The sequence below is a fragment of the Sphingomonas sp. Leaf4 genome (assembly GCF_920939515.1).
Lineage (GTDB): Bacteria > Pseudomonadota > Alphaproteobacteria > Sphingomonadales > Sphingomonadaceae > Sphingomonas.
Map to the genome: position 1 here is coordinate 63610 of NZ_CAKLBB010000007.1, position 26202 is coordinate 89811.

Consider the following 26202-nt stretch of genomic DNA (forward strand, 5'->3'; position numbering starts at 1 on the left):
GCCCTTTCTATTTCGGAGACCCGTCGTGGCCCAGCCGCTGATGCCGCATGCGACCGCTTCCTGGCTCGTCGACAATACCGCGCTGTCCTTTCCGCAGATCGCCGACTTCTGCGGCCTACACGTCCTCGAGGTTCAGGCGATCGCCGACGATACCGCCGCGACCAAGCTGACCGGGCGCGATCCGGTCCGCGCGCACGAACTGACGATGGACGAGATCGAGAAGGGACAGAAGAACCCCGACTATCGCCTTGTCATGATGAAGGGCCCCGATCAGGTCCGCCGCACCAAGGGCCCGCGCTACACGCCGGTCAGCAAGCGGCAGGACAAGCCCGACGGCATCGCGTGGATCATCCGCAATCACCCGGAGATCACCGACGGCGCGATCGGCAAGCTGATCGGCACCACCCGCACCACCATCGCCGCGCTGCGCGATCGCACCCACTGGAACATCGCCAACATCACGCCGAAGGACCCGGTGACGCTCGGCCTGTGTTCGCAGCGCGAACTCGACGCGCTGGTCGGCAAGGCGGCGAAGGCCGCCGGCATCGAAGCTCCGACCGACACCCGGCTGGAAGGCGACCGCGAGGCGCTGATCGAACAGCTCCGCAACGAACGGACGCAAGCGGCCCGCGACGCCGAACTGGCCGCCAGCGGCGAGCAGCCGACGATCGGCGGCTTCATCGATCCGTTCAAGCGCTGATCCGGGGGCGGTCGGGGTTTCCTGTCCCGACGAACCACTCTCCGCCATCACCCCGGACTTGTTCCGGGGTCCACGGTGCGGCGATCGGTGCGGCGCAAGGCACCAGCGGCAACGCTTGCGGCTTGGTAGACCCCGGAACAAGTCCGGGGTGACGATCGGGAGGGGAATACCGACCCGGTCTTAAGCGTTCAGAACCAGCCCCGACGGCCCGGTTGCCCCACGGCAACCGGGCCGTTCGCGTTTCCGCCGATCGTGCTTGAACCGGACACGATGTCCGCTTATGTTGCGCCGCATCATCGATGACGGCCGCGCCGGCCGTCGCACCCGGACCGCCGCCCATGACCGACCAGACCGCCGACCCCATCGTTCCCGACGACGCACCGCCGCCGTCGAAGCGGCCAAGCGGCCGGGCGAAGGTCATCCTGATCGTCCTGCTGCTCGCCGCGATCGTCGGCGGGATCGCTTGGTTCCTGAACTACCGGAACGTCGGCCGCTTCATGGAAAGCACCGACGACGCCCGGATCGAGGCGGACATGGTCACGGTGTCGCCGCGTGTCTCGGGCTATGTCGCGCAGGTGCTGGTGCGCGAGAATCAGGACGTTGCCGCCGGCCAGCCGCTGGTCCGCATCGACCGCCGCACGATCGATGCGCAGGCGGCGCAGGCCGACGCGCAGATCGCTGTCGCCACGGCACAGGCCGACGCCGCCCGCGCGCAACTGAACGAACAATCCGCCGCGATCGCGCAGGCGCAGGCGCAACTCGCCTCCGCGCGCGCCAAGGCGATGCACGACGCCGCCGAGGTCGCGCGCTACCGCCCGCTCGCCGAAAGCGGCGCGGAGACGCGCCAGCAACTCGCCACCCTCGAACTCGCCGCACGCCAGTCCGCCGATCAGGTCCGCGCGCAGGCGGCGGCACTGGTCATCCAGCAACGCCGCGTCGCCTCGGTCCGCAGCCAGATCGCGCAAGGGACAGCGCAGCAACAGGCCGCCCGCGCCCAGCGCACCGCCGCCTCGGTTGACGAGGATGCGACCTTGCTCACCGCCGCCGTCGCCGGTCGGATCGGCGACCGCACCGTGACCCCCGGCCAGTACGCGCAGGCCGGCAGCCGCCTCATGTCGATCGTGCCGCTCAACGCGCTCTACGTCACCGCCAATTTCAAGGAAACGCAGCTCGCCCTGATGCGCCCGGGCCAGCCGGTGCGGATCGAGGTCGATGCGCTCGACGGCGTCGAGTTGCGCGGCCGGATCGAAAGCCTGTCGCCGGGCACCGGCGCGCAATTCTCGATCCTGCCGCCGCAGAACGCGACCGGCAACTTTACCAAGATCACCCAGCGCGTGCCGGTGCGCGTCGCGATTCAGGCGACACCGGCCGCGCGCCGCCTGCTCGTGCCCGGCCTGTCGGTGACGGTCACGGTCGACACCCGCTCGGCCAACGGCGACCTCGAGCGGATTCGCGAACAGCAATCGGCGGCGGTGGCCAAGTAACGTGGCCGTCGCCGCCCCGGCCATGACCGCCGCCGCCGATCCGCCGCAGCGCGCCGACCTGTCGGCATGGCTGGCGGTCGCGGCGGGGACCTTGGGCGCGTTCATGGCGACGCTCGACATCTCGATCGTCAATTCGGCCTTGCCGACGATCCAGGGCGAGATCGGCGCGAGCGGCACCGAGGGGACATGGATCGCCACCGCCTATCTGGTCGCGGAGATCGTCGCGATCCCGATGGCGGGCTGGTTGCAGCGTGTCTTGGGCCTGCGCACCTTCCTGTTGATGGCCGCCGGGCTGTTCACCGCCTTTTCGGTCGTCTGCGGCGTCGCCACCACGCTGGTGGTGATGATCCTCGGCCGGGTGGGGCAGGGGTTTTTCGGCGGGGTGATGATCCCGACCGCGCAGACGGTGATCGCCCAGCGCCTGCCGCCGGCACAGCAGCCGGTCGGCGTCGCCGCCTTCGGCGTGACCGCGATCATGGGGCCGGTGCTGGGGCCGCTGATCGGCGGCTGGCTGACCGAGAATATCAGCTGGCACTATGCCTTTTTCCTCAACCTGCCGGTTTGCGCGATCCTCGCCGTGCTGCTGCTGGTCGGGCTGCGCCACGAACCCGCCAAATGGCACCTGCTGCGCGAGGCCGACTGGCGCGGCATCATCGGCCTGACCTTGGGCTTGGGCGGCCTCACCGTGTTCCTTGAGGACGGGCAGCGCGAACAATGGTTCGATTCGTCGCTGATCCGCTGGATGGCGCTCATCACCGTGACCGGCATCGGCTTCCTGTTCTGGGGACAGACAGCGGCCAGGCGGCCGATCATCAAGCTCAAACTGCTGCTCGACCGCCAGTTCGGATCGGTCGCGATCATGGGGCTGGTCTTGGGTGTCGTCCTCTACGGCACCAGCTACGTCATTCCGCAGTTCCTCGCGACGCTGGCCGGCTACAACGCGCTGCAATCGGGCAAGGTCGTGCTGCTGTCGGGCATCCCCAGCCTGTTGCTGATGATGCTCGTGCCGGTGCTGCTAAAGCGGATCGACATCCGCATCGCGGTCGGCGGCGGCCTCGCGATCATGGCCGGCGCGGCGCTGCTCGACGCGAACCTGACCGCCGCGTCGACCGGCAGCGCGTTCACCGTGTCGCAGTTGCTGCGCGGCGTCGGGCAGATCCTCGCCATGCTGTTCCTGTCCCAAGCCGTCATCCGTTCGGTCCCCGCCGCCGATGCCGGCGATGCGTCGGGTCTGTTCGGCGCGGCGCGCAATCTGGGCGGCAGCCTTGCGCTCGCCGGCATCTCGATCTTGCAGGAACAGCGCGTCTGGCTTCATTCGCGCCGGCTGGAAGAATCGCTGAACGCCAACAGCCTGAGCGTACAAGACTATCTGACCGGCCTTGGCCGCAGCGCCGGCAGTCCCGACGCGGGGCTGCGCCTGATCGGCCAGCAGATTCAGGGCGAGGCGCTGACCATGGCCTATAATGATATTTTCTGGGTGATGGGGATGGTGACGCTGGCCGCGCTGCCGCTGATCCTGTTCCTCCGCCCGTTACCCCAAGGCGCCCCGGCGGCGAGTGTGCATTGATGCGTCGTTCCCTCCTCCTCGTCACCGCCGGCCTGCTCGCGGGCTGCACCGTCGGTCCGAACTACGACGGACCGCCCGCGACCGCCGGCGACGCGGTGACGCGCGGCAGCTTCGTCCGTGCGACCGATCCGGCCTTCACCGCCGCCCCCGGCCTCGCCCGCTGGTGGGAGGCTTTAAGCGACCCGCTGCTCACCCGCCTGATCGACGAAGCGCTCGCCGACAGCCCGACCGTGGCACAGGCCAGTGCCCGCATCCGCGAGGCCGAGGCGCAGCTTCGCCAGCAACGCACCGCCAACCTGCCCGCGCTCAGCGCCAACGCCACCGCGATCGGCGCGCGCCTGCCCGGCATCGATCTGGGGCAGGGGGCATCCTCCAGCGAATCGCTCCAGTTCTACAACGCCGGCCTCAACGCCTCATGGGAGGCCGACCTGTTCGGCGGCGGCCGGCGGGGCATCGAACAGGTCCGCGCGACCGTAGGCGCACGCACCGCCGACCTCGCCGACGCACAGGTCTCGCTCTCGGCACAGGTCGCGCAGGCCTATGTCAGCCTGCGTGACCTACAGGCCCGCATCACGCTCAACGACGCCGCGGCCCAGGCGCAGCGCCAGCAACTGGCGCTGCTGCGCCAGCGCTTCGAGCGCGGCACCGCCTCGCGGCTCGACCTCGAACGCGCGCAGGGCCAGTTGGAGAACACCACCGCGCAGACGATCCCGCTCGCCGCGCAGCGCGACGAGCAACTGGGGCTGCTCGCGATCCTGACCGGGCGGACGCCGGGCACGCTCGATCCGGTGCTGGCGACCCCCGCGCCGGTCCCGCTCCCCCCGGCGCAGGTGCCGATCGGCAACCCCGCCGCGCTGATCGCGCAGCGCCCCGACGTGCGCGCCGCCGAACGCCAGCTCGCCGCCGGCACCGCCGCGATCGGGGTGAACAAGGCGAAGGAACTGCCCGGCGTCCGCTTCATGGGGCTGCTGGGCTTGGGCGGCACCTCGGTCGGCGACGTGTTCGATCTCGGGAATCTGGCGGCACTCGCCGCGCCGTCGCTCAACTGGTCGTTCCTCGATTTCGGCCGCGCCCGCGCCGCCACCGCCGCGTCGGAGGCGCAGCGCGACGGCGCCGAAGCCGCCTATCGCCAGACCGTCCTCGAAGCGTTGCAGGAATCCGAAACCGCGCTGTCGCGCTTCGGCAACGCCCGCGCCCAGCTCGGCCGGCTGACACAGGCGGAGGCCACCGCCACCCGCGCCGCGACGCTCAACCGCCAGCGGGTGGCGGCCGGCACCGCGACCCGGATCGAGCAACTCGACCTTGAGCGCCAGCAACTCGCCGCGCAAATCGCGGTATCGCAGGCCCGCGCCGCGCTGACCGGCAGCTACATCGCGGTGAACAAGACGCTGGGATTGGGGTGGCGCGCGAGCAAGTGAGGGGGCGTCCGGCCGGCCGTAACGCCGCGACGATGCCCGCCAGGTGATGGAGGTCGGGGACCGCCGGTACGGGCGGGCAGCGGGATGCCGGACGTCATATATTCTGCGCCAGCAGATCGATGAAGCGCCGGACTTTCGGGGCAAGGTGGCGACGACTGGGATAGATCGCGCTGATCGGCACCGGGGGTGCGGCATAGTCCGATAATAATGCGATCAGCCGGCCATCGGCCAGATCGCGATCGACGACGTAACTGGGCAGGAACGCCAGCCCCGCCCCCGCGACGGCCGCGTCGCGCAACGCCTCGCCGCTGTCGAGCGAAAGCCGGGATCGCGGCCTTACTGCCACGGTCCTGCCCTCGATCGCGAAACGCCAGGCCCGCTTCCTGCCGGCGCTCACATAGTTCAGGCAATGGTGGCCCATCAGATCGTCGGGATGCCGTGGTGCCGGATTGGCCGACAGATAGGCCGGGCTCGCGACGATCAGGTCATGCTGATGGGTCAGGGTTCTGGCGATGAGGCTGGTATTTTCGCGGGTTTCGCCGATGCGGATGGCAAGATCGATACCGTCCTCGATGATGTCGCTGACCCGGTCCGTGAAGCTCACGTCCGCCTTGAGCCTCGGCCACGACGCAAGAAAGTCGTTGAGCAGCGGCAGGACCATGAGTCGCCCGAACGTCATCGGCGCGGTCATCCGGAACAGACCCTGGGGCTGCCCGCCGCCATCCGACATCGATGATTCCGCTTCGTCGAGATCTGCGAGGATCTGCGTGCAGCGATCGAGGAAGACGCGGCCGTCGTCGGTCAGCCCGAGGCTGCGCGTCGTACGGTGGAACAGCCGGACGCCCAGCCGATCCTCCAGCCGCGCCACGCTCTTGGCGATGCCGGACCGCGTCATTGATCGCGCGCGTGCGGCCCTGACGAAGCTGCCCGCTTCGGCCGCCGCCACAAAGGCGACGATGTCGTTGATATTCCCCGGTGCCATGAGACGCTCCCCTTCCTCCGCAGTGTCGACGCCCGCTCGCCAATCAATCGCCTATATTAATGATCTGAACAGATTAACGGCATCAGGATCAACTACCATGGCTTTCAACGACACCGTGACGCACCGCCTCAACCAATGGGCCGAAAGCCTGCAGGACCTCGGCCCCGTCATCCTCGGCGAGAATACCGCTGTGACGATCGATGAAATCCGCGAATCCTACGTCCGCAAGATGGCCGAGCATCCGACATCCGCCGACGTGCGCATCGAACAGGTCAACATGGGCGGCGTCCCCGCGACGCTTGTCACGCCCAAGGATGTTCAGGGCGACCGCGTGCTCTTCTACATCCACGGCGGCGCGTACATCGTCGGCGGGCCGGGTGGCTATCACGGGCTGGCGGCTGCCTTCGCAACGGCGATGAAGGCGCGCGTCTACCTGCCGGATTACCGACTGGCGCCGGAACACGCATTTCCCGTTCCGATCGAGGATACGTTCGCGGCCTATCGTTGGCTGATCGACCAGGGACAGAATCCCGAATCGGTAACGTTCGCGGGCGATTCGGCGGGCGGGGCGATGGTGGTTTCGGTCATGGTCATGGCGCGCAACGCCGGCGTACCGCTCCCGGCGGGCGGGGCGGCGCTCTCGCCCTGGGCGAACCTTGAACACACCGGCGCGTCGATGTTCAATCGCGAGGGACTGGACCGGCTGAACACCAAGGCCGGCCTTGACCTGATGGCCCGGACCTTCCTGGGCGACGCGCTGCCGAACAGCCCGGAGGCATCGCCGGTCTTCGCCGATGTCCGTGGCCTGCCACCCATCATCGTACAGATCGGCGAAAGCGAACTGATGCTGAGCGACGCCATCCGCCTCGCGGCGCATCTGGGCGAGAACCGCGTCCGCGTCTCGCTGGAAATATGGCCGGGCATGTTCCACGTCTGGCACATGTTCCATGCCGAACTGGCCGAAGGGCAGGCGGCAATCGCAAACGCGGCGGCGTTTCTCGATCAAGCCATCACCACGGCGCTGGCGAAGTAGGCAGCGAGACGCGCCGCGCATGGGTCATGCGTGGCGCGTTTCCCGTCTGCTATCGGTTGATGCGAACGCCGTTCCCGATTCGGCGCCGCGCATAATGCAAAACGGCGATCATCGGCCAGGCCGCGGCCGCATTCCCCCCAGCAGCAGCCGCGCCGCCGCGCCGATCGTCTCCGCCACTTCCGCCGGCGTGAAGAACGATCGCAGCAGCCCGCCGACCATCCTGAGCGCCAGCACCACGTCGCGCGGAGTCACGCCGCCTGCCACCTCGCCCCGTGTCTGCGCGGCGGCGAGCACCGGGGCCAGTACGGTCTCCATCCGGTCGCCCAGCGCCAGGAACGCCGCGCGGTTCTCGCCATCGGCCAGCAGTTCGGCCGAAATCCGCCCGAACAGCGTCAGCGTCGGCGCGCCTTCGTGCAGGATGCGCTCGAACGTTGCGTCGAATGGCACCGCCGGATCGATCGCCGCCGCCATCCGGTCGACCTCGCGCGAGAAGATGGCGAGCGCCAGCGCCTCGCGATCCTTGAAGTTGCGGTACAGCGTGCCGCGTCCCACCCCGGCGCGCGCCGCCACCGCCTCGAACGGCACGCGATAGCCATCCTCGCGGAAACACACCGCCGCCGCCTCGATCAACGCCTCGCGCCGCATCGCCGCGTCGCTGCGCAGGGGGCGTGCCACCGGATCATTCGTTTCGTTCGTCACCATCGCCGCTGGGTAGGGAATCGAAACCGAACGCGAAACCCCGCATGGTGGCTGTCCTACAGCGGCGGCACCATGGCAGGATCGCCGGTGGCCCGACCAGCCCCGCTCCTTCTACCGTCCGTCTGTCCGAAAAACGCTCGCCGCGATGTGCGGCCATGGCGTTGCGAGTTGAGAAGCATTCGCAACGCCATGCGTCGTTAGTGTAAACTTTGTAAACTTTGGCGCGTCATGGGCAAAGCCCATGCCGTCGGTCGGCGCTGGATGCGCCGCCGGCCGGACGCGCCTTGTGCGGCGTGGTGCAGCTTTCGCTGCACCTTGCCCGGCGCGTCGGTAAACTTTGGACCGTCATGGGCAAAGCCCATGCCGTCGGTCGGCGCTGGGTGCGCCGCCGGCCGGACGCGCCTTATGCGGCGTGGTGCAGCTTCCGCTGCGCCTTGCCCGGCGCGTCTTACCACCCCGTCGGCTTGCCCTTGTTCTGCTGATCCAGCCACGCCTTCAATGGCGCGAAATAGTCGACCATCGCCTTGCCCGACATCGCCCTAGTGCCGGTGAACGCCTGCAACGCATCGGGCCACGGCTTCGACGCGCCCATCTCCAGCATCGCGTTCAGCCGCTGGCCCACCTGCTTGTCGCCATAGAAGGAGCAGCGGTGGAGCGGCCCCTTCCACCCGGCCTGATCGCACGCCGCCTTGTAGAACTGGAACTGGAGGATGCGCGCGAGGAAATAGCGCATGTACGGCGTCGACGCCGGGATGTGGTACTTTGCCCCCGGATCGAATTTGCTCTCGTCGCGCGCCACCGGCGCCTTGATCCCCTGATATTCCAACCGCAGCGCATCCCACGCCTTCTGGTAGTCGCCCGGCGCGATCTCGCCCGAAAACACGCCCCAGCGCCACTTGTCCATCAACAGGCCGAAGGGCAGGAACGCGACCTTGTCCATCGCCTGCCGCAGCAGCAGGCCGATGTCCTTGTCCGGCCCCGGCACCTTCGCCCGGTCGAGCAGGCCGATGCTCACCAGATAATCGGGCGTGATCGACAGCGCGACGAAATCGCCGATCGCCTCGTGGAATCCGTCGTTCGCACCGTTCAAGTAGAGATACGGCTGGTTCTTGTACGCGCGCTGGTAGTAATTGTGGCCCAGCTCATGGTGGATCGTCACGAAGTCATCCGAATTGACCTTCGTACACATCTTGATGCGAATATCGTCCTTGTTGTCGATGTCCCATGCCGATGCGTGGCAGATCACCTCGCGGTCGGCCGGCTTCACGATCTGCGACCGGTCCCAGAAGGTCTGCGGCAACGGCTGGAAGCCCAGCGAGGAATAGAAGCCCTCGCCGGTCCGCACCATCTTCACCGGGTCATAGTTCTTGGCCTTGAGCAGATCGCCGATCTCATAGCCCAGGTCGCCCGATCCGGCGGGGGCGACGATGTCGTAGATGCCGCCCCATTCCTGCGCCCACATGTTGCCGAGCAGGTCGGCGCGGATCGGTCCGGTCCTGCCCTGCACCCCGTCGCCGTATTTCTCGTTGAGCTTCCACCGGACATAGGTGTGGAGCGACTGGTAGAGCGGCTCGACTTCCTTCCACAACTGGTCGGTCAGCTTGGCGAAATCGTCGGCGGGCATGTCATATCCCGACCGCCACATCGCGCCGGTATCCCTGAACCCCAGTTCCTTCGACCCGGCATTGGCGATGGTGACGAGCCGCTGATAGTCCTTGCGCATCGGCGCGCCGACGTTGTCGTGCCAGCTTACCCACATCTCCTGCAACTTGGCCGGATCGCGGGTGGTGCCCATCGCCGCCTCGATGTCCGATCCGTTGATCGGCTGGCCGCCCAGCGTCCCCTTGCCCTTGCCGTACGCCGACGACAGTTTCGTCGAGATGTTCGCCAGTTCGGTCGCCGCCCCCGGCGTGGTGGGGGCGGGCAGCACGATCGCCGAGCGCAGGATGCCGATCTTGCGCGCGGTGTTGGGGGACAGTCCCCGGATGCCGGCATAGCGCGCCGATTCCAGCGCATATTTCACCGCCATCTCGGTGCCGATCGCCCCTGATCGCGCCGCCAGCGCATCGGTATCGTCGGTGATATAGGTCGCGTTGACCCATGCGATCCGCTGGGCATCGATCGAATAGTCGAACATCGCCTTTTCGGTAGAGGCGACGAAGCGGTCGGCATCGGCCGCGGTCGGCGGCGTGGCTGGGGAGGGGGCGGGGGCCTGCTGCGCCAGTGCCGGGGTGGCGAGCGTCAGGGCGATGGCGGAAACGGCGGTACGCAGGGTCAAGGCGACAGGTCCTCGGAACAGGGAAGGTATCGCGTGAAACTGCTCTCGCCTCGCTGCCGCCGTCAAGGGCTGGATGGGCCATCAAGGGGATGTCGCGCTTCTCCCCTCCCTTGTCAGGGAGGGGAGCAATTCGGACCTAACGCCGCCCGGCCAGCCAGATGACGTGTCGCGCGCCCTTGGTGCCGCGCGCCCGCACGACCTGCTCGTCGACCGCGTAGCCGCAATCCTTCAGCCGCTTCGTGAACGCCGCATCGGCATAGGCCGACCAGATCGCCAGCACGCCCCGCTCGCGCAACCCCGCCCGCGCGATGCGCAGCCCCCGCTCCGAATACAGCTTGTCGTTGCCGGCATGGGTCAGGCCGTCGGGACCGTTGTCGACGTCGAGCAGGATCGCATCCCACCCGCCGCTGCCGATCCCCAGTGCCACGTCGCCCAGCACGATCGACACCCGCGGATCGTCGAGGCACCCGTCGAAGATGTGCGCCAGCGGCCCGCGCGCCCATGTCACGATCTCGGGCACCAGTTCGGCGACGACGATCTCGGCATCGGCCGGCAGGATGGCGAGCGCGCGGCGCAGCGTGAACCCCATGCCGAGGCCGCCGATCAGCACGCGCGCCCGCTTGCTCTGGCGAAGATGCGCACAGCCCAGATCGGCCAGCGCCTCCTCCGACGCCGACATGCGACTGCTCATCAACTCGTTGCGGTCGAGCACGATCATGAAGTCATCGCCACGCTGCACCAGCCGCAGTTCGACGCCGTCGCCCGGCACCTTCGCGGTATCGATCAGGACGCGCGGGATCATGCCAATACTCCTGCGGCACGCGCCGCCTTCAACCATGCCGGAAACTCGCCGAGCAGCCGCCGGTACAGCTCCTCGTCGCCTATCTGCGCCAGATCATCGACCGCGAAGAAGCCGGCATTGTCGACCAGCCGCCCGTCGATCGTGTCGAGATCGCGCAGGATGCCATAGCCCGCGCGGCCGATGCCGACATATTGCCAGAAGATCGCCCGGTCGGACGTGCGGCGCAGCAGGTCCTTGATCGCCTCGGACTTGCTGCCCGAAATGCCGCCGTCGGTCAGGAACAGGATCAGCAGCGGCTGCGTCCGCCGCGCCGGTTCGCGGGCGAGGATCGCCTCCATCACCAATGGTTCGTTGTTGCCCGCGCCGATCCCCGGACCGCCGGCGACCTTGGCGCCTGGATAGGGCAGGGTGCGCGCGACGAAGCCCTCGACGTTGCCGGCATCCAGCGGATCGACCTGCCGGCATTTGGCGGCATAGAACCACGTATCGAGCCTGCCGTCGTCGTCCAGCCGCAGCGCCACCGGTACGATCCGCTCGACCGTCTCCTGCACCGTGCCATCGGCGAACAGCCGCGCCATCGATCCGCTGGCGTCGATCACCAGCAGCACCTCGGCGCGCACGCCGTCGATGCCGAGCTTGGCGAGCGTGACGCCGACCTGCTGCTTGCGCAGGTCGACCTTCGACAGCGATACCGGCGGGGCAGGCGGCGGCGCATCCTCCGCCACCTCGCCGCCCAGATGCCGCACCAGCGCCGCCAGCCCCTCGGCGAACCCCTGTACCACCGCCGCGACGCGCCAGTCGCCGCCATGCCGATACAGGTCGAGCAGCGTCACCGCGCGCTCGTCGCCGAGGCCGGTCGCCTCGATCGTCACCGCATCGGCGACCCGCACCGACAGCCGCGCACGACCCAGCGCCAGCGTGTCATGCGCGGCGGTGATCGCGATCCGGGCGATCGACGCCGGCAGTGCGTCGAGCGCGATCGTCAGCACGCTCCGCCCGGCTTGCGGATCGATTCCGATCGCGCCCTCGGGACTGCGGCGGTTGCTGAACAGCACGACATAGCGGTCGTCGCCGATCCGGCCATCGGCGCCAAGACCGAAGGCGGCGATGTCGATGTCGCTTGGGCTATGCTCGACGACGATCTCGATCGTCCGCTTCGCCGTCAGCGCGGCGATGGGCGCGCGCTCGCCGGGCACCATCGCGCGGGTCATCGCTGTGCCACCGCCGCGTCGCTCGCCAGCTTGTCGGCGCGCTCGTTGTCGGGGTGGCCGGCATGGCCCTTCACCCACGTCCATTCGATGCGATGCGGCTTGGCGGCGGCGAGCAGCGCCTGCCACAGCTCGGCGTTCTTGACCGGCTGCTTTGCGGCGGTCTTCCAGCCGTTCTTCTGCCAGCCCTTGATCCACTTGGTCAGGCCGTCCATCACATAGCGGCTGTCGGTCGACAGGATCACCCGGCACGGGCGTTTCAGCGCGTTCAGCCCCTCGATCGCCGCCATCAACTCCATGCGGTTGTTGGTCGTGACCGACTCGCCACCCGACAATTCGCGCTCGCGCCCGTCGGCGGCACGCAGCACCGCGCCCCAGCCGCCGGGACCCGGATTGCCCTTGCACGCGCCATCGGTCGCGATCTCGACGCGGGGGAGTTCGGCGGTCTCGCTCATGCAAAGGCCCGTGGGTTGGCTTCATACCATTCCAGCCGGCGCAGATAGGCCAGCGGGTCCTTGCGCGTCACCAGCGCGTCGGCGGGCGTGTTGATCCAGTCCCATGCGCGGGTCAGCAGGAAGCGCAGACAGGCCCCCCGCGCCAGCAGCGGCAGCGCGGCGACCTCCGCATCCGACAGGTCCGCGCGCGTGGCATAGCCCGCCAGCAGCGCCCGCCCGACCGCCGGATCGATCGGCGTACCGGCGGCATCGAAGCTCCACGCCGAATGGGTGATCGCGACGTCATAGGCGCGGATGTCGGTACAGGCGAAATAGAAATCGATCAGCCCCGTGACCCGGTCGCCGAGCATCAGCACATTGTCGGGGAACAGGTCGGCATGGATCGCACCGGTCGGCAGATCGTCCGGCCATGCCGCGATCACCGCGTCCAGCGCATCCCCGACCCGCGCGCGGAGCCCCGGCTGGATCGTGTCGAGCTGATCGGCGCAGTCGGCGTACAGCCCGGGCCATGCCGCCACGCCCATCGAATTGGTCCGCACCGGTGCGAAATCGGTCAGGCCCGCGTGCAGTGCGCCCAGCGCCGCGCCCGCCGCATGCGCCTGTCCGGGCGTCGGATGGCTGACCGAAACGCCGGGCAGGAATTCGATCAGGCAGGCCGGACGGCCCTCCAGTGTCTGGATCACCTGACCGTCGCGGTCGGGCAATGCGCGCGGGACCGGGTTGCCGGTGTCGGCCAGTGCGTCGGTCATCGCGAAGAAGAACGGCAGGTCGCCCAATTCCACGCGCTTTTCGTACAGCGTCAGGATGAACCGTCCGGTCGTGGTGTCGACCAGATAGTTGCTGTTCTCCACCCCCTCGGCAATGCCCTTGGCCGATACCAGATCGCCATGGTCATAGCCCGACAGGAAGCGGCCGAGCGCCTCCGCCGACACCTGCGTATAGACGGCCATCAGGCGGCTTCGAGGCCACGCGGCAGTTTGAAGGCGATCGTCTCGCGCGTCATCTCGACCTCGCGCTCGCTGACCTCGAACCGCTCGGCGATCCGGTCGACCACTTCGCGCACCAGCACCTCGGGGGCCGAGGCCCCGGCGGTGATGCCGAGCGTGCCGACGCCGTCGAGCCATGCGAAGTCGAGATCGACCGCGCGCTGGATCAGCCGCGCGCGTGTGCCCTCGCGCTCGGCGACTTCGACCAGCCGTACCGAATTGGACGAATTGGGCGCGCCGATCACCAGCATCATGTCGCAGCTCTGCGCGATCGCCTTGACCGCCGCCTGCCGGTTAGAGGTGGCGTAGCAGATGTCGTCGGCCTTGGGCGCGATAATGGTCGGGAAGCGCGCGATCGTCGCCTCCACGATCGCGCGGGTGTCGTCGACCGACAGCGTCGTCTGCGTCAGGAAGGCGAGGTTGTCGGGATCGGCCGGGGTCAGCGTGGCGACATCCTCGACCGTTTCGATCAGCGTCATCTGCCCCTCGGGCACCTGTCCGAACGTGCCGATCACTTCCGGGTGGCCGGCATGGCCGACGAACAGGATGTGGCGGCCCGACGCGACCAGCCGTTCGGCTTGCCGGTGGACCTTCGACACCAGCGGGCAGGTGGCGTCGAGATATTCGAGCCCGCGCTGGCTCGCCGCCGTGGGCACCGACTTGGGCACGCCATGCGCCGAGAACACGACCGGCACGCCATCGGGCACCTGATCCAGTTCCTCGACGAACACCGCGCCCTTGGCGCGCAGCGAATCGACGACGAACTTGTTGTGGACGATCTCGTGCCGGACATAGACCGGCGCGCCGTGCTTCTGGATCGCCAGCTCGACGATCTGGATGGCGCGATCGACGCCGGCGCAGAAACCGCGCGGGGCCGCGATCAGGAGTTCGATGACGGGGCGGGTGGGTTCGGTCATGGCTCCAGCGCTTACAGCTTGTTTGGTGGCACGCCAAGTCGTGGCGGGCCGGGGCGAGCGGGCCGGTGCCGTCCCAAAACACGCGATTGCTTGCACGCGCGAAAGCCGGTTCCTATGAAGCGGGCCTGTCAGGAGGCGCGGCACCGCCGCACCCGTGCATAAGGTAGCCCGTTCCCGTGACCCTCCGCCATCCCGTCGCCATCGCCCTTTTCGCCACTCTTGCCCTTGCCGGCTGCAAGCGTTCGGGCGAGCTCGATACGTCGCAGGGCGTCGGCGTCTCGGCGGTCCGTTCGGCTTGCCCCGTGGCGGGCGTGCCGGCGGGGACCGGCGACATCACCCTGTTCGATCCGGCGACCAGCCGCGACGCCAGCGCGATCGACGTGGTGGCCACGCTCACCAACGTGCGCGCCAACTGCGTCGAGGGGGCCGACACCATCACCAGCACGTTGAGTTTCGACGTGCAGGCGCGCCGCACCCGCACCGACGCTGCGCGCACGGTGACGCTGCCGTATTTCGTCACCGTGCTGCGCGGCGGCAATCAGGTGGTGTCGAAGCGCCTGGGCCAGGTGACGCTGACCTTCGCCGCCGGCGCGGCCCGCGCGCAGGCGCAGGGACAGGGCAGCGCGATCGTCGACCGCGCCGCCGCGACCTTGCCGCAGGCAACGCGCGACCAGATCAACCGCCGCCGCCGCCCGGGGGACCAGGATGCGGCGGTCGATCCGCTGTCCGATCCGGCGGTCCGCCAGGCGGTGCTCGCCGCCACGTTCGAGGCGATGGTCGGCTTCCAGCTTACCGACGATCAGTTGCGCTACAACGTCACGCGGTAAGCGGCCGTTTGAAAACGCGCCGGTGCGCGTTTTGCGGTGCCAGCCCGCTCCCCCACCCGGCCACCCATTCAGGATACGCTGTGGGTGGCCGGGTGGGGGAGCGGGCTGGCACCGCGCTCAAGCCACATCTCCCGTCACCCCGGCGCAGGCCGGGGTCCATGGACAGGTGACGTCGCGCTTCGATCGATACGGCCCGTATCCGTGGATTTCGGCTTTCGCCGGAATGACGGAGGATAAGGACCGCTTTCCCGATTGACTAATTCCGGGGGCCAAGCCAGAGCTTGCCCCATCCAAGGCTTACAGCCGCTGCCACGCGCGGGAGAGTGCGGACGTGTCCGCCGCCGAAGGAGCAACCGCCCCGGAATCTCTCAGGCAACAGGGACCGCGCGGGGTACAGGATACTCTGGAAAGCGTCACGACCCAAAGGGTCGGACCACCGAAGGGGTAAGCGTGCAGGGTCGGCATCCGGCCCCCATGCGAAAGCTCTCAGGTTCCGTGACAGAGGGGGCGATGTTGGACAGGGCCGGCCGTGCCTTGTCGGGCATCGTTGGACCCATCACGAAGGACGTGGCCATGAGTGAACTGATCGTCGAACCCGCCCATGAACTGCGCGCCGATGGCACCGATCCGGTCGAGGATCTGCCGCCGCAGACGCTGCCGCTCGACGCATGGCACCGTGCGAAGGGCGGACGGATGGTCCCGTTCGCGGGCTATGTCATGCCGGTCCAGTATGATGGCATCATGGCCGAACATCTGTGGACCCGCAGTTCCGCCGGCCTGTTCGACGTTAGCCACATGGGTCAGTTGCTGATCCATGGGCAGGGCGCGACCGCCGCGCTGGAGGCGCTGCTGCCCGGCGATCTGGCGATCCTGAAGCCCGCGAAGATGCGCTATTCGCTGCTGCTGGCCGACAATGGCGGCATCCTCGACGATCTGATGGTCACGCGGCTGGGCGAAGCGCAGCCGTTCGGCGAGGCGGAGGGCGAGGCGTTCTACATGGTCGTCAACGGCGCGACCAAGTATGACGACATCGCGCATCTGCGCGAACACCTGCCCGACGACATCACGCTCAACCACCTTGACGAGCGGGCCTTGCTGGCGGTGCAGGGGCCGCAGGCGGTCGACGCGCTCGACCGGATCGTGCCCGGCGTCGCCACGCTGACGTTCATGACCGCCGGCGCGTTCGACTGGCAGGGGCATGCACTGTGGATCAGCCGCTCGGGCTATACCGGCGAGGACGGCTATGAAATCTCGCTGCCGGCCGACGCGGCGGAAGCCTTTGCCGATGCGATCACCGCCGAGCCGGAAGTGAAGCCGATCGGGCTTGGCGCGCGCGACTCGCTGCGCCTCGAAGCCGGGTTGCCGCTGTACGGCCACGACCTCGACCCCGAGACGACGCCGGTCGCCGCCGATCTGGGCTTCGCGCTGTCGAAGCGCCGCCGCGAGGAAGGCGGCTTCCCCGGTGCTGGGCGCATCCTCGCCGAGCGCGCCGAGGGGCCGGCCACCAAGCGTATCGGCCTGATCGTCGAGGGGCGGCAGCCGGTGCGCGAGGGTGCCGAGGTGATCGACGCCGACGGCAATGTCGTCGGCCGCGTGACCTCGGGCGGGTTCGCCCCCAGCGTCCAGGCGCCGATCGCTATGGCCTATTGTCCGCCCGCGCTGGCGGAAAGCGGGGTCGTCACCCTGCGCCAGCGCGGCAAGCTGCATCAGGCGCGCGTCGTGCCGATGCCGTTCGTCCCCCATCGTTACGTCCGCTGAAGGGAAACCCCATGAGCCGTTTTTTCACCCAGGAACATGAATGGATCGAAGTCGACGGTGAAGTCGCGACGGTCGGCATCACCGAATACGCCGCCGGGCAGCTTGGCGACATCGTGTTCGTCGACGTGCCCGCCGAAGGCCGCCAGTTGACCAAGGGCGACGAAGCCGCCGTGGTCGAGTCGGTCAAGGCCGCGTCGGACGTCTATACCCCGGCGTCGGGCACCGTGCTGGAGGGCAATCCGCAACTGATCGACAATCCGGCGCTGGTGAACGAGGACCCCGAAGGTGAAGGCTGGTTCTTCAAGCTGACGCTGCGCGACGATAGCGAGCTTGGCGAGCTGATGGATGAGGCGAAATACGCCGACTACATCGCCCGGCTGTAACGACCACCGCCGAACCACCGTCGTCCCGGCGAAGGCCGGGACCCATGGATACGGGCCGCTCCGGCTCTGTCGATGCCGCCCGTGTCCATGGATTCCGGCCTTCGCCGGAAGGACGGACCCGCTGGTTCGGCGCTTAGTAGGACCATCATGCGCTACCTGCCCCTGACCCCGACCGATCGTGCCGACATGCTGCGCGTCATCGGTGCCGACAGCATCGACGACCTGTTCGTCGACGTGCCCGAATCCGCCCGCCTCGACGGTCCGGTCCCCGGCCTGCCCAATCACGCCAGCGAGCTTGCGGTCGAACGCCATCTCTCGAAGCTGGCGGCGAAGAACGTGGCGGCGGGATCGGTGCCGTTCTTCCTCGGCTGCGGCGCGTATCGCCATCATGTCCCCGCCAGCGTCGATCATTTGATCCAGCGCGGCGAGTATCTGACCGCCTATACGCCGTACCAGCCGGAAATCGCGCAGGGCACGCTCCAGATGCTCTTCGAGTTCCAGAGCCAGGTCGCCCGCCTGCTCGGCTGCGACGTCGCCAATGCGTCGATGTACGACGGGTCGACCGCTTGCTGGGAAGCGGTGACGATGGCCAGGCGGGTGACGCGCAAGGCGAAGGCGGTGTTCTCCGCCGGGGTGCATCCGCATTACGTCTCGGTCGCGACGACGATGGCGAAGTTCACCGGCGACGTGCTCGACGTGGAGCAGCCCGAGCTGGTCGCCGAAACCGACGACGACCGCGTGATCGCCAAGATCGACGCCGATACCTCGTGTGTCGTCGTCCAGTATCCCGACATCCTCGGCCGCATCCCCGACCTCAAGCGCATCGCCGAAGCGGCGCATGCGGTGAAGGCGCTGCTGATCGCGGTCGTCACCGAGCCCGTCGCGCTGGGCGCGATCGAGGCACCGGGCAATCTGGGCGCCGACATCGTCGTCGGCGAAGGCCAGAGCCTTGGCGTCGGCCTCCAGTTCGGCGGCCCGTATGTCGGCCTGTTCGCCTGTTCGGACAAGCTGGTGCGGCAGATGCCGGGGCGGCTGTGCGGCGAGACGGTGGATGCGGAAGGGAAACGCGGTTTCGTGCTGACGCTGTCGACCCGCGAGCAGCATATCCGTCGCGAAAAGGCGACTTCGAACATCTGCACCAATTCGGGGCTGTGCGCGCTCGCCTTCTCGATCCACCTGACGCTGCTGGGTGAGAAGGGGCTGCGGCAACTGGCGAGCGTCAACCACGCCAGGGCATGCGCGGCGGCCGACCGGCTGGCACAGGTGCCCGGCGTCGAGCTGGTCAACACCAGTTTCTTCAACGAATTCACCGTGAAGCTGTCCAAGGAAGCACGGCCGGTGGTGCGCGAGCTGGCCGATCGCGGCGTGCTGGCGGGCGTGTCGCTCGGCCGGCTATATCCGAACGAGGAAGCCCTTGCGAACGGGCTGGTCGTCGCCGTCACCGAAACCGTGACCGACGAGGATATTGAGGCGCTGGCGACCGCGCTTGAGGAGGTACTGGCATGAGCGTGAACCAGAGCGGCTGGCGCCCCGAGATGGGCGACGCGACCACGAACGCGCGGACGACCTTCACCGGCAACCGCGCGCTGATGCTCGAAGAGGCGCTGATCTTCGAGATCGGGTCGACCGAGACGACCGGCGTCGACATCGACGAGGTTCCTACCGTGGCCTCGCGGCTTGGCAATCATGCCCGCACCTCGCCGATCGGCCTGCCCGGCCTGTCGGAGCCCGAGGCGGTGCGCCACTATACCCGCCTCAGCCGGCAGAATTACGCGATCGACCTCGGGCTGTTTCCGCTGGGAAGCTGCACGATGAAGCACAACCCGCGTCTCAACGAACGGATGGCGCGGCTGCCGGGGTTCGCCGATCTCCACCCGCTGGGGCCGATCGACACGGTGCAGGGTGCGCTGGAGGTGATCCATCAGCTCGCGCACTGGCTGGTCACGCTGACCAACATGGATTCGGTGGCGATGAGCCCCAAGGCCGGCGCGCATGGCGAGCTGTGCGGCATCCTCGCGATCAAGGCAGCGCTGGAGAAGCGCGGCGAGGGGCATCGCAAGGTCATCCTGGTGCCCGAGAGTGCGCACGGCACCAACCCCGCCACCGCCGCCTTCGCCGGGTTCAAGGTCGAGGATATTCCCGCCACCCCCGACGGCCGGGTCGATACGCAGGCGCTGAAGGACCGGCTGGGTCCCGACGTCGCCGGCGTGATGATTACCAACCCCAACACCTGCGGGTTGTTCGAGCGCGACCTGAAGGACATTTCCGACGCGGTCCATGCGGCGGGCGGTTATGTCTATTGCGACGGGGCGAACTTTAACGCGATCGTCGGCCGGGTGCGGCCGGGCGACCTCGGCGTCGATGCGATGCACATCAACCTGCACAAGACCTTCTCGACGCCGCACGGCGGCGGCGGGCCGGGATCGGGGCCGGTGGTGTTCTCGAAGGCGCTGACGCCGTTCGCACCGCTGCCATTCGTCGAGCAGCAGGACGGCAAGTTCGTGCTGGTCGAGGAAGAGACGGCGGGCGAGCATCATGCCGACAGCTTCGGCCGCATGGTCGCCTTCCACGGGCAGATGGGCATGTTCACCCGGGCGCTCAGCTATATCCTCAGCCACGGGGCCGACGGGTTGAAGCAGGTGTCGGAGGATGCGGTGCTGAACGCCAATTACGTGCTGCGCAGCCTCGACGACACGCTCGACGCCCCGTTCGGGCAAAGCGGACCGTGCATGCACGAGGCGCTGTTCAGCGATGCCAATCTGGCCGACGGCTTCTCGACGCTGGACGTCGCCAAGGGACTGATCGACGAGGGCTATCATCCGATGACGGTGTATTTCCCGCTGGTCGTCCATGGCGCGATGCTGGTCGAGCCGACCGAAACCGAGAGCAAGGCGGCGCTCGACCAGTTCATCGGCGCGCTGCGATCGGTCGCGGAACGGGCGAAGGCGGGCGATCAGGACCTCAAGTCCGCGCCGCATTTCGCGCCGCGCCGCCGACTGGACGAGACGCTGGCCGCGCGCAAGCCGGTGCTGGCGTGGAAAGACGCCTTGCCGACCGCCGAGGCCGCCGAATAAGCTGGACCCTGCCCCGGCGGATCGACCGCCGGGGCAGGGGGAGCTACCTATGAACGGACAGACGGGCTGGTTGCCGACGTTGATGCCGATCGGCATCGTCGCGCTGGTCGTCGCCCTGCGCTGGTGGCGCGGGCAGAAGATGCGGCGGTTGCGGCTGGAGACGATGTGGGTGTTGCCCGCATTGTTCACGGTGATCGCCGCCATGTTGTTTTCGGCGATGCCGCCATCGGGCTGGGGCTGGGCGCTGTGTGTCGTCACGCTCGGGATCGGCCTGGCGCTGGGGTGGCAGCGCGGGCGGTTGATGCGGATCGAGATCGATCCGGCGACGCACCGGATCAACCACCGCCCGTCGCCCGCCGCGCTGCTGTTCATCGTCGCGCTGCTGCTGGTGCGGACCGCCATCCGGCAGGCGATGGCGCATGGCGGGGCGACGATGCTCCACCTGAACGCCGCGACCGTCACCGACGCGCTGATGGCGATGGGATGGGGGCTGATCGTCGCGCAACGGATCGAGATGTTCCTGCGTGCGCGGGCGTTGCTGGCGGCGGCGCGGATCAAGGCATGACGGAACACCGCCGCGCGCGATCGGTTCGAGTGGGTGATGAACGAACCCGACCGGCAGGAAGCCGCCATCGACGATGAGGAGCGCAAGGTCGCGCTCGACCCCGAGCAGGAGGATGTCGTCGACGACCGGCGCGCCGCCTCCGCGCTGATTGTCCATGAGATCGTCCGGCGGCAGGGGATCGAGGAGCTCGAACGGCCCGCCGCGTCGTTGTGGTGGTCGGGGCTGACCGCCGGCATCGTCATCGGCCTGTCGCTGCTGGGCAAGGCGGTGATGGAAACCGCGGTGCCGGCCGGGCCATGGACGCCGCTGCTGCAGGCGCTGGGCTATGCGCTCGGCTTCGTCGTGGTGGTGCTGGGTCGCATGCAGTTGTTTACCGAGAGCACGTTGTCGGCGGTATTGCCGCTGGCGACCGATCCGTCGGCGCGCAACATGGTACGCACGTTGCGGCTGTGGGGGCTCGTGCTGCTCGCCAATCTGGTCGGCACCTTCGCCTTTGCCGGGTTCGCGATGCTCGGCGGGCTGGGTGTCGAACAGTCGCGCGAGCTGGTCGAAGCGAGCGGGGTGATCTTCGAGCATATGGGCATGGCCGGGTTCCTTGCTGGCATTCCGGCGGGCATCCTGCTGGCGAGCGTGGTGTGGACGCTGCCGAGCGCCGAGGGGCAGAAGGTGACGCTCATCATCCTGCTGACCGGGCTGATCGACCTTGGCGGCTTTGCGCATATCGTCGCCGGATCGGCCGAGATGTGGGTGCTGATGCTGCACGGCGACCTGTCAGCGGGACAGGGGCTGGCGTTCTTCCTGCCGGTGCTGGGCGGCAATATCGTCGGCGGCAGCGTGTTGTTCGCGCTGCTGGCGCATGCGCAGGTGCGCGGCGAGATCGAGAGCGATCCGGTGCGACGGTAGCACTTTCGGCGCAATCGGCAGGCGTGTTTCGGCACTGTCTGCACCATTGCGGCGGATCAATCGTCCTCGGCCACCGCGCTGCGCACCTTCTGCCGGCCGAGGCGGTGTTCGCGCCAGACGATGAAAAGGCCGCTCATGATGATGACCGGCGCGCCGACCCACGTCATCGGCGTCGGCAGTACGCCGAACAGCACGAAGCCGTAGAGCGTCGCCCAGACCAGCCCCGAATAGTCCATCGGCACCACTGCCGCGACCGGCGCTGCGCGCGAGGCGGCGGTGAGCGCGATCTGCCCCATGCCGCCGACCAGCCCGATCGCGACCAGATTGACCCATGTCAGCCAGTCGTGGCCGCGCAGTTCGAACGCATAGCCGATGGCGATGAACGGCAGCGTCAGCGTGGAGAACCAGAATACGGTGGTGCCCGCCGGTTCGTCGCGAAGCTGGCGCAACAGGATGGCGACGATCGTGACGAACAGCGCGGCGAGCAGCCCGACGATCGCACCGAACAACGGCACATGGCTGCTTCCCGGCTGCACGACGATCAGCACGCCGATAAAGCCGACCAGCACCGCGCTCCACCGCTGCCACCCGGTTGCCTCGCGCAGCACCAGCGCGCCGAGCAACGTCGCGAAGATCGGCACGGTGAACTGGAACGTCGTCGCCTCCGCCAGCGGCAGCAGCAGCACCGCGCCGAAAGTGAAAACCATGCCGACCAGCCCGACCATCGACCGCGCGAGATGCCCCCTGAACCGGGTAGTTTTGAGCGAGGCGAGGCCGGGTCCGGCGGCGACGAACGCCAGCACCACCGGCAACGCGCAGAATTGCCGCCAGAACATGGTTTCGGGCAGCGACGCGCCGCGCGTCTCGGCCAGCTTCACCAGCGCCGACATGGTCGAGAGAAAGAAGATGGCGAGCAGGCGAAGCGCCAACCCCTTGAGAACACGGTCGCCGGGCATGAGGAGCGTGTAGGCGGTGATGGTGCGGCGCACAACCGCCGGTGCGGGCATCGGTGTCGGGCGGGGCGACGGAGCCTTTTGCGAGGATCGTGGTTCGTCGTGCAGGCGGGCGATGGCCCGCGAACCCGTCGATCGAGGAGGCATGGACCATGAACAAGCGTACCGGGTATGTCGTCGCCGGAGCATTCGGTGCCCTGTTCCTCACCGGTGCGGTAGGTGCCGGCTATGTCCAGCGCCAAGTCGACGCCAGATCGCCGGCGCGGGTCGCGATCGGCAAATCGCTGTCCGAGCGGCAGGTGATCGAACGCCGTCGCGGGCGCATGGCCGAAGTCGCTATCGTGGGGACGACGATGCAGTAGCGTTTGACCCATCGAACCAGAAACGTCACCCCAGCGAAGGCTGGGGCCTCGAGCAGTTCCTGCGGTGCGCTACCACCGGGAGATCCCAGCCTTCGCTGGGATGACGCCTGACTCGAGCGGCAAGGACCAAATTCCAGCGCGGAGCGCTTTTTTCGCGTGGCGCGCCTGCCGGGTTGGTCGACCTTGGGTTGCGGGCAGCGCGGTCATCTGGAAAGCGGACTGCATGTTTTAGGCGTGCGGGCAAGTTGCCAGACGTTCGCGGTCTACCACCGGACCTGCTATCAGAGCTTATGGCATTCAAGTACAGCGTCTCCCTCCGAGTCAGACATCCCGACGTCGATCCAGAGAAGATGATTGTCGGGATAGGCCGTACGGCCCGTCGATACTGGACAGTGGGCGAAGAACGGAAGACGCCCAAAGGCACACCGCTACCCGGCATCTATCGCGAGAGTTATTGCGCATTCGACCTCGGCGAGAGCGAAGACGGTCAGCTTGCCGATTTCCTTCGTCAAACACTTGTCGAGCTTGAACATGCCGCCGAATTCATAAGGGACCTGCGACGTACCGGCGGTGAGGTCAGCTACTATGTGTCTTGGTTCCCCGGCGACACTGGAGAGACTTTCGATGTTGATCTCCTCGCGGACATGGCCCGGCTGGGGATCGATCTCGGAATAGTGCCGGTTTGTTGAATGACCGTTCACAATCAGGAGGTGGCATGCCGGGTAAGAGTTTACATAATTAGGCGTTCGCGGACGATGGGTATTCGCCGCGCAGGTCGGCGTATGATTGGTTCGCGCGTCCGTGGCGATGCGTCGTAGCGTTGAGAAAATCCTCCCCTCTGTCTCGGCCGGCATCGAAACGCACGCCCCGTTGAGCGATAGCACTGGCCGGCGTATTCCATCCCGATGGATGCGCCCCGACCGACCCGGCTTCTCATGTTACTGTTCGGTCTGTCCGTCCTCGCTTTGCCGTGGATGGTCTTTACCTTCACGGCGATCATGATGCTGCCAGCGCTCGGATTGGGGCCGGTGGCGACCCGGATTGCGGCACTGCCGACCATCGTCGCTGCCTTCGCCTCTTACGGCTATGTCGCTGGCCGGCTGTTCGGACCGGCCCTGTGGGGGCGGCAGGACCGGTAAGGCGGCGGCGTGGCGGAATCGACCGCGCGATCGGGGACGGTTGCGGCGGGCGAGCGCGATCCGCCGCCTCCGGTTGCGGCACCCGCCGCTTTGCGGCTATCGCGCATTCCCATGAAGCATGCTCTCAACGTCACGCGCGAACAGGATTTCGCCGCCTGGTATCAAGCCGTCATCGCCGAGGCCGATCTGGCCGAGGAGTCCGGGGTGCGCGGGTGCATGGTCATCCGGCCATGGGGCTATGGCATCTGGGAGCGTATCCAGCGGCTGCTCGACGACCGGATCAAGGCGACGGGGCATGAGAACTGCTATTTCCCGCTGTTCATCCCCTTGAGCTATTTCGAGAAGGAGGCCGAGCATGTCGACGGCTTCGCCAAGGAGATGGCGGTCGTCACGCACCACCGGCTGGTCGGCGACGGCAAGGGCGGGCTGATCCCCGACCCCGAAGCGAAGCTGGAGGAGCCGCTGGTCGTGCGGCCGACGAGCGAGACGGTGATCGGCACCGCCTTTTCGCGCTGGGTCCAGTCGTGGCGCGACCTGCCGGTGCTCATCAACCAGTGGGCGAACGTGGTGCGGTGGGAGATGCGGACGCGCATGTTCCTGCGCACCGCCGAGTTCCTGTGGCAGGAGGGGCATACCGCGCACGCCACCGCGCAGGAGGCGCGCGAGGAAACGCTGAAAATGCTGGAGGTGTACCGCGAGTTCGCCGAAACCTGCCTCGGCCTGCACGTCATCGCCGGCGAAAAGCCCGAAAACGAGCGGTTTCCGGGCGCGGTCGCGACCTATTCGATCGAGGCGATGATGCAGGACGGCAAGGCGCTGCAGGCGGGCACCTCGCACTTCCTCGGCACCAATTTCGCGAGCGCGCAGAACATCCGCTTCCAGAACAGCGAGGGGCAGTTCGAACTGGCGAACACCACGTCATGGGGCGTGTCGACGCGGATGATCGGCGGGGTCATCATGGTGCATGGCGACGACGACGGGCTGCGCGTGCCGCCCGCGATCGCGCCGTGGCAGGTGGTGATCGTGCCGATGCTGCGCGATGCGCCCGAGGACGAGGCGCTGATCGCCTATTGCCGCGAATTGCAGTCTTCGCTCGCCAAGCAGTCGGCGCTGGGCGAGCCGGTGCGGGCGCTGCTCGATCTGAAGCCCGCCAAGGCGGCGACCAAGCGCTGGGGCTGGGTGAAGAAGGGCGCGCCGCTGATCGTCGAGGTCGGCGGGCGCGACATGGCCGGCGGCAACGTGTCGGTCGTGCGGCGCGACCGGCTGTACAAGGACGGTGGCAAGCTGGATTCGGCGATTCTGGCGAAGGACGATTTCGTGGCCGGTGTCGGCGCGACGCTGGCGAAGATTCAGGCCGCGCTGCTGGCGCAGTCGACCGAGCGGTTGCGTGAGCGCATCGTGCCGGTCGACGACTGGGCCGGAGTCGAGGCGCATTTCGCTTCGGGTGTGAAGAACCCCGGCTGGGTCGATGTTCGCTGGTCGAAGCCGACCGGTGCGGCGCTCGACGCGGTGGTGCAGCGGTTGAAGGCGCTGAAACTCACGATCCGTAACGCGCCGCTGGGGCAGACCGGGTGCGACGAGGGGCCGTGCGTGTTTACCGGTGAGGCGGCGGTCGAGCGGGTGCTGATCGGGCGGGCGTATTGATCGTTGAGGGGGAAGGGGGCGCTTGCAGGGCAAGCGCGCGAGCCTTTGGCTCGCCTTCCCCTCTC

At 67.8% G+C, this 26202-nt stretch carries 25 protein-coding genes and 1 riboswitch; of the genes, 16 read left to right on the forward strand and 9 right to left on the reverse strand.

Annotated elements, in window-relative coordinates; all coding sequences use genetic code 11:
• The first annotated feature begins 40 nt into the window (after positions 1 to 40).
• The 4 genes from LRA89_RS11815 (at position 41) to LRA89_RS11830 (ending at position 5169) form a co-directional block, all read left to right on the forward strand.
• Positions 41 to 700: a DUF1013 domain-containing protein gene (locus LRA89_RS11815; protein ID WP_055757125.1), complete on the forward strand. Its 660-nt coding sequence runs from the start codon at positions 41 to 43 to the stop codon at positions 698 to 700.
• A gap of 338 nt (positions 701 to 1038) precedes the next feature.
• Positions 1039 to 2184, forward strand: a complete 1146-nt coding sequence (locus tag LRA89_RS11820; protein WP_230770307.1) for an HlyD family secretion protein — start codon at positions 1039 to 1041, stop codon at positions 2182 to 2184.
• A 22-nt stretch (positions 2185 to 2206) separates the two neighbouring features.
• Positions 2207 to 3751 (forward strand): MDR family MFS transporter, encoded by a 1545-nt coding sequence (locus tag LRA89_RS11825; protein WP_230770829.1) that lies wholly within the window; start codon positions 2207 to 2209, stop codon positions 3749 to 3751.
• Positions 3751 to 5169 carry an efflux transporter outer membrane subunit gene (locus tag LRA89_RS11830; protein ID WP_230770308.1) on the forward strand — a complete coding sequence of 473 codons (1419 nt, stop codon included), beginning with the start codon at positions 3751 to 3753 and terminating at the stop codon, positions 5167 to 5169. Before LRA89_RS11825 ends, LRA89_RS11830 begins: the two co-directional genes overlap by 1 nt.
• 94 nt (positions 5170 to 5263) lie before the next feature.
• On the opposite strand, the gene LRA89_RS11835 is transcribed toward LRA89_RS11830, so the two are convergent.
• Positions 5264 to 6151 carry a LysR family transcriptional regulator gene (locus tag LRA89_RS11835; RefSeq protein ID WP_230770309.1) on the reverse strand — a complete coding sequence of 296 codons (888 nt, stop codon included), beginning with the start codon at positions 6149 to 6151 and terminating at the stop codon, positions 5264 to 5266.
• Here LRA89_RS11835 and LRA89_RS11840 point away from each other — a divergent pair.
• The gene (locus tag LRA89_RS11840; protein ID WP_230770310.1) at positions 6048 to 7184 is read left to right on the forward strand and encodes an alpha/beta hydrolase; all 1137 of its coding nucleotides are present in this window, start codon (positions 6048 to 6050) and stop codon (positions 7182 to 7184) included. The genes LRA89_RS11835 and LRA89_RS11840 overlap by 104 nt on opposite strands.
• A gap of 108 nt (positions 7185 to 7292) precedes the next feature.
• On the opposite strand, the gene LRA89_RS11845 is transcribed toward LRA89_RS11840, so the two are convergent.
• From LRA89_RS11845 to ispH, 7 genes are all read right to left on the reverse strand, one after another.
• Positions 7293 to 7859, reverse strand: coding sequence for a TetR/AcrR family transcriptional regulator (locus LRA89_RS11845; RefSeq protein ID WP_230770311.1), 567 nt, complete (start codon positions 7857 to 7859; stop codon positions 7293 to 7295).
• A 472-nt stretch (positions 7860 to 8331) separates the two neighbouring features.
• Positions 8332 to 10155: a M2 family metallopeptidase gene (locus LRA89_RS11850; RefSeq protein WP_230770832.1), complete on the reverse strand. Its 1824-nt coding sequence runs from the start codon at positions 10153 to 10155 to the stop codon at positions 8332 to 8334.
• A gap of 142 nt (positions 10156 to 10297) precedes the next feature.
• Complete coding sequence (locus LRA89_RS11855) at positions 10298 to 10963, reverse strand: hypothetical protein (protein WP_230770312.1); 666 nt, start codon at positions 10961 to 10963, stop codon at positions 10298 to 10300.
• Positions 10960 to 12174, reverse strand: coding sequence for a VWA domain-containing protein (locus tag LRA89_RS11860; RefSeq protein WP_230770313.1), 1215 nt, complete (start codon positions 12172 to 12174; stop codon positions 10960 to 10962). Before LRA89_RS11860 ends, LRA89_RS11855 begins: the two co-directional genes overlap by 4 nt.
• A complete protein-coding gene (rnhA, locus tag LRA89_RS11865; protein ID WP_055755308.1) occupies positions 12171 to 12626 on the reverse strand; it encodes a ribonuclease HI in 456 nt (151 codons plus the stop codon). The genes LRA89_RS11860 and rnhA overlap by 4 nt, the downstream gene beginning before the upstream one ends.
• Positions 12623 to 13576 carry a homoserine kinase gene (thrB, locus tag LRA89_RS11870; protein WP_230770314.1) on the reverse strand — a complete coding sequence of 318 codons (954 nt, stop codon included), beginning with the start codon at positions 13574 to 13576 and terminating at the stop codon, positions 12623 to 12625. The genes rnhA and thrB overlap by 4 nt, the downstream gene beginning before the upstream one ends.
• A complete protein-coding gene (gene ispH / locus LRA89_RS11875) occupies positions 13576 to 14529 on the reverse strand; it encodes a 4-hydroxy-3-methylbut-2-enyl diphosphate reductase (protein WP_230770315.1) in 954 nt (317 codons plus the stop codon). The genes thrB and ispH overlap by 1 nt, the downstream gene beginning before the upstream one ends.
• 176 nt (positions 14530 to 14705) lie before the next feature.
• On the opposite strand from ispH, the gene LRA89_RS11880 reads away from it, so the two are divergent.
• The 7 genes from LRA89_RS11880 (at position 14706) to LRA89_RS11910 (ending at position 22039) form a co-directional block, all read left to right on the forward strand.
• Entirely contained in the window at positions 14706 to 15356 is a 651-nt protein-coding gene (locus LRA89_RS11880) for a hypothetical protein (protein WP_230770316.1), read from the forward strand.
• Positions 15357 to 15662: 306 nt separating this feature from the next.
• A riboswitch (glycine riboswitch) is annotated at positions 15663 to 15751 on the forward strand.
• Positions 15752 to 15929: 178 nt separating this feature from the next.
• Positions 15930 to 17114, forward strand: coding sequence for a glycine cleavage system aminomethyltransferase GcvT (gcvT, locus tag LRA89_RS11885; protein ID WP_230770317.1), 1185 nt, complete (start codon positions 15930 to 15932; stop codon positions 17112 to 17114).
• Positions 17115 to 17125: 11 nt separating this feature from the next.
• Entirely contained in the window at positions 17126 to 17497 is a 372-nt protein-coding gene (gene gcvH / locus LRA89_RS11890; RefSeq protein ID WP_230770319.1) for a glycine cleavage system protein GcvH, read from the forward strand.
• A 147-nt stretch (positions 17498 to 17644) separates the two neighbouring features.
• The gene (gene gcvPA, locus LRA89_RS11895) at positions 17645 to 19003 is read left to right on the forward strand and encodes an aminomethyl-transferring glycine dehydrogenase subunit GcvPA (RefSeq protein WP_230770320.1); all 1359 of its coding nucleotides are present in this window, start codon (positions 17645 to 17647) and stop codon (positions 19001 to 19003) included.
• Positions 19000 to 20571 carry an aminomethyl-transferring glycine dehydrogenase subunit GcvPB gene (gene gcvPB / locus LRA89_RS11900; RefSeq protein WP_230770321.1) on the forward strand — a complete coding sequence of 524 codons (1572 nt, stop codon included), beginning with the start codon at positions 19000 to 19002 and terminating at the stop codon, positions 20569 to 20571. Before gcvPA ends, gcvPB begins: the two co-directional genes overlap by 4 nt.
• Before the next feature lie 49 nt (positions 20572 to 20620).
• Entirely contained in the window at positions 20621 to 21136 is a 516-nt protein-coding gene (locus LRA89_RS11905) for a CcdC protein domain-containing protein (RefSeq protein ID WP_230770322.1), read from the forward strand.
• Between the two features lie 36 nt (positions 21137 to 21172).
• Positions 21173 to 22039, forward strand: coding sequence for a formate/nitrite transporter family protein (locus LRA89_RS11910; RefSeq protein ID WP_230770324.1), 867 nt, complete (start codon positions 21173 to 21175; stop codon positions 22037 to 22039).
• A 56-nt stretch (positions 22040 to 22095) separates the two neighbouring features.
• On the opposite strand, the gene LRA89_RS11915 is transcribed toward LRA89_RS11910, so the two are convergent.
• On the reverse strand, positions 22096 to 23046 hold the full coding sequence (locus LRA89_RS11915) for a DMT family transporter (protein WP_230770325.1): 951 nt from the start codon (positions 23044 to 23046) through the stop codon (positions 22096 to 22098).
• Positions 23047 to 23144: 98 nt separating this feature from the next.
• On the opposite strand from LRA89_RS11915, the gene LRA89_RS11920 reads away from it, so the two are divergent.
• From LRA89_RS11920 to LRA89_RS11935, 4 genes are all read left to right on the forward strand, one after another.
• Entirely contained in the window at positions 23145 to 23354 is a 210-nt protein-coding gene (locus LRA89_RS11920) for a hypothetical protein (RefSeq protein WP_055755316.1), read from the forward strand.
• Positions 23355 to 23644: 290 nt separating this feature from the next.
• Positions 23645 to 24043, forward strand: a complete 399-nt coding sequence (locus tag LRA89_RS11925) for a hypothetical protein (protein WP_230770326.1) — start codon at positions 23645 to 23647, stop codon at positions 24041 to 24043.
• Positions 24044 to 24289: 246 nt separating this feature from the next.
• On the forward strand, positions 24290 to 24493 hold the full coding sequence (locus LRA89_RS11930; RefSeq protein ID WP_055755534.1) for a hypothetical protein: 204 nt from the start codon (positions 24290 to 24292) through the stop codon (positions 24491 to 24493).
• 111 nt (positions 24494 to 24604) lie between these two features.
• On the forward strand, positions 24605 to 26137 hold the full coding sequence (locus LRA89_RS11935; RefSeq protein ID WP_230770327.1) for an aminoacyl--tRNA ligase-related protein: 1533 nt from the start codon (positions 24605 to 24607) through the stop codon (positions 26135 to 26137).
• Positions 26138 to 26202 lie beyond the last annotated feature (65 nt).

What these genes read in the sequence shown, in the direction of transcription:
- thrB (WP_230770314.1), bottom strand. Translation starts at nt 13,576, where the DNA reads ATGGCCGTCTATACGCAGGTGTCGGCGGAGGCGCTCGGCCGCTTCCTG.
- LRA89_RS11915 (WP_230770325.1), bottom strand. Translation starts at nt 23,046, where the DNA reads ATGCCCGCACCGGCGGTTGTGCGCCGCACCATCACCGCCTACACGCTC.
- LRA89_RS11815 (WP_055757125.1), top strand. Translation starts at nt 41, where the DNA reads ATGCCGCATGCGACCGCTTCCTGGCTCGTCGACAATACCGCGCTGTCC.
- LRA89_RS11825 (WP_230770829.1), top strand. Translation starts at nt 2,207, where the DNA reads ATGACCGCCGCCGCCGATCCGCCGCAGCGCGCCGACCTGTCGGCATGG.
- LRA89_RS11860 (WP_230770313.1), bottom strand. Translation starts at nt 12,174, where the DNA reads ATGACCCGCGCGATGGTGCCCGGCGAGCGCGCGCCCATCGCCGCGCTG.
- LRA89_RS11905 (WP_230770322.1), top strand. Translation starts at nt 20,621, where the DNA reads ATGAACGGACAGACGGGCTGGTTGCCGACGTTGATGCCGATCGGCATC.
- LRA89_RS11935 (WP_230770327.1), top strand. Translation starts at nt 24,605, where the DNA reads ATGAAGCATGCTCTCAACGTCACGCGCGAACAGGATTTCGCCGCCTGG.
- LRA89_RS11920 (WP_055755316.1), top strand. Translation starts at nt 23,145, where the DNA reads ATGAACAAGCGTACCGGGTATGTCGTCGCCGGAGCATTCGGTGCCCTG.
- LRA89_RS11925 (WP_230770326.1), top strand. Translation starts at nt 23,645, where the DNA reads ATGGCATTCAAGTACAGCGTCTCCCTCCGAGTCAGACATCCCGACGTC.
- gcvPA (WP_230770320.1), top strand. Translation starts at nt 17,645, where the DNA reads ATGCGCTACCTGCCCCTGACCCCGACCGATCGTGCCGACATGCTGCGC.
- gcvT (WP_230770317.1), top strand. Translation starts at nt 15,930, where the DNA reads ATGAGTGAACTGATCGTCGAACCCGCCCATGAACTGCGCGCCGATGGC.
- LRA89_RS11910 (WP_230770324.1), top strand. Translation starts at nt 21,173, where the DNA reads ATGAACGAACCCGACCGGCAGGAAGCCGCCATCGACGATGAGGAGCGC.
- LRA89_RS11855 (WP_230770312.1), bottom strand. Translation starts at nt 10,963, where the DNA reads ATGATCCCGCGCGTCCTGATCGATACCGCGAAGGTGCCGGGCGACGGC.
- ispH (WP_230770315.1), bottom strand. Translation starts at nt 14,529, where the DNA reads ATGACCGAACCCACCCGCCCCGTCATCGAACTCCTGATCGCGGCCCCG.
- LRA89_RS11930 (WP_055755534.1), top strand. Translation starts at nt 24,290, where the DNA reads ATGTTACTGTTCGGTCTGTCCGTCCTCGCTTTGCCGTGGATGGTCTTT.
- LRA89_RS11835 (WP_230770309.1), bottom strand. Translation starts at nt 6,151, where the DNA reads ATGGCACCGGGGAATATCAACGACATCGTCGCCTTTGTGGCGGCGGCC.
- rnhA (WP_055755308.1), bottom strand. Translation starts at nt 12,626, where the DNA reads ATGAGCGAGACCGCCGAACTCCCCCGCGTCGAGATCGCGACCGATGGC.
- LRA89_RS11830 (WP_230770308.1), top strand. Translation starts at nt 3,751, where the DNA reads ATGCGTCGTTCCCTCCTCCTCGTCACCGCCGGCCTGCTCGCGGGCTGC.
- LRA89_RS11840 (WP_230770310.1), top strand. Translation starts at nt 6,048, where the DNA reads ATGCCGGACCGCGTCATTGATCGCGCGCGTGCGGCCCTGACGAAGCTG.
- gcvH (WP_230770319.1), top strand. Translation starts at nt 17,126, where the DNA reads ATGAGCCGTTTTTTCACCCAGGAACATGAATGGATCGAAGTCGACGGT.
- gcvPB (WP_230770321.1), top strand. Translation starts at nt 19,000, where the DNA reads ATGAGCGTGAACCAGAGCGGCTGGCGCCCCGAGATGGGCGACGCGACC.
- LRA89_RS11820 (WP_230770307.1), top strand. Translation starts at nt 1,039, where the DNA reads ATGACCGACCAGACCGCCGACCCCATCGTTCCCGACGACGCACCGCCG.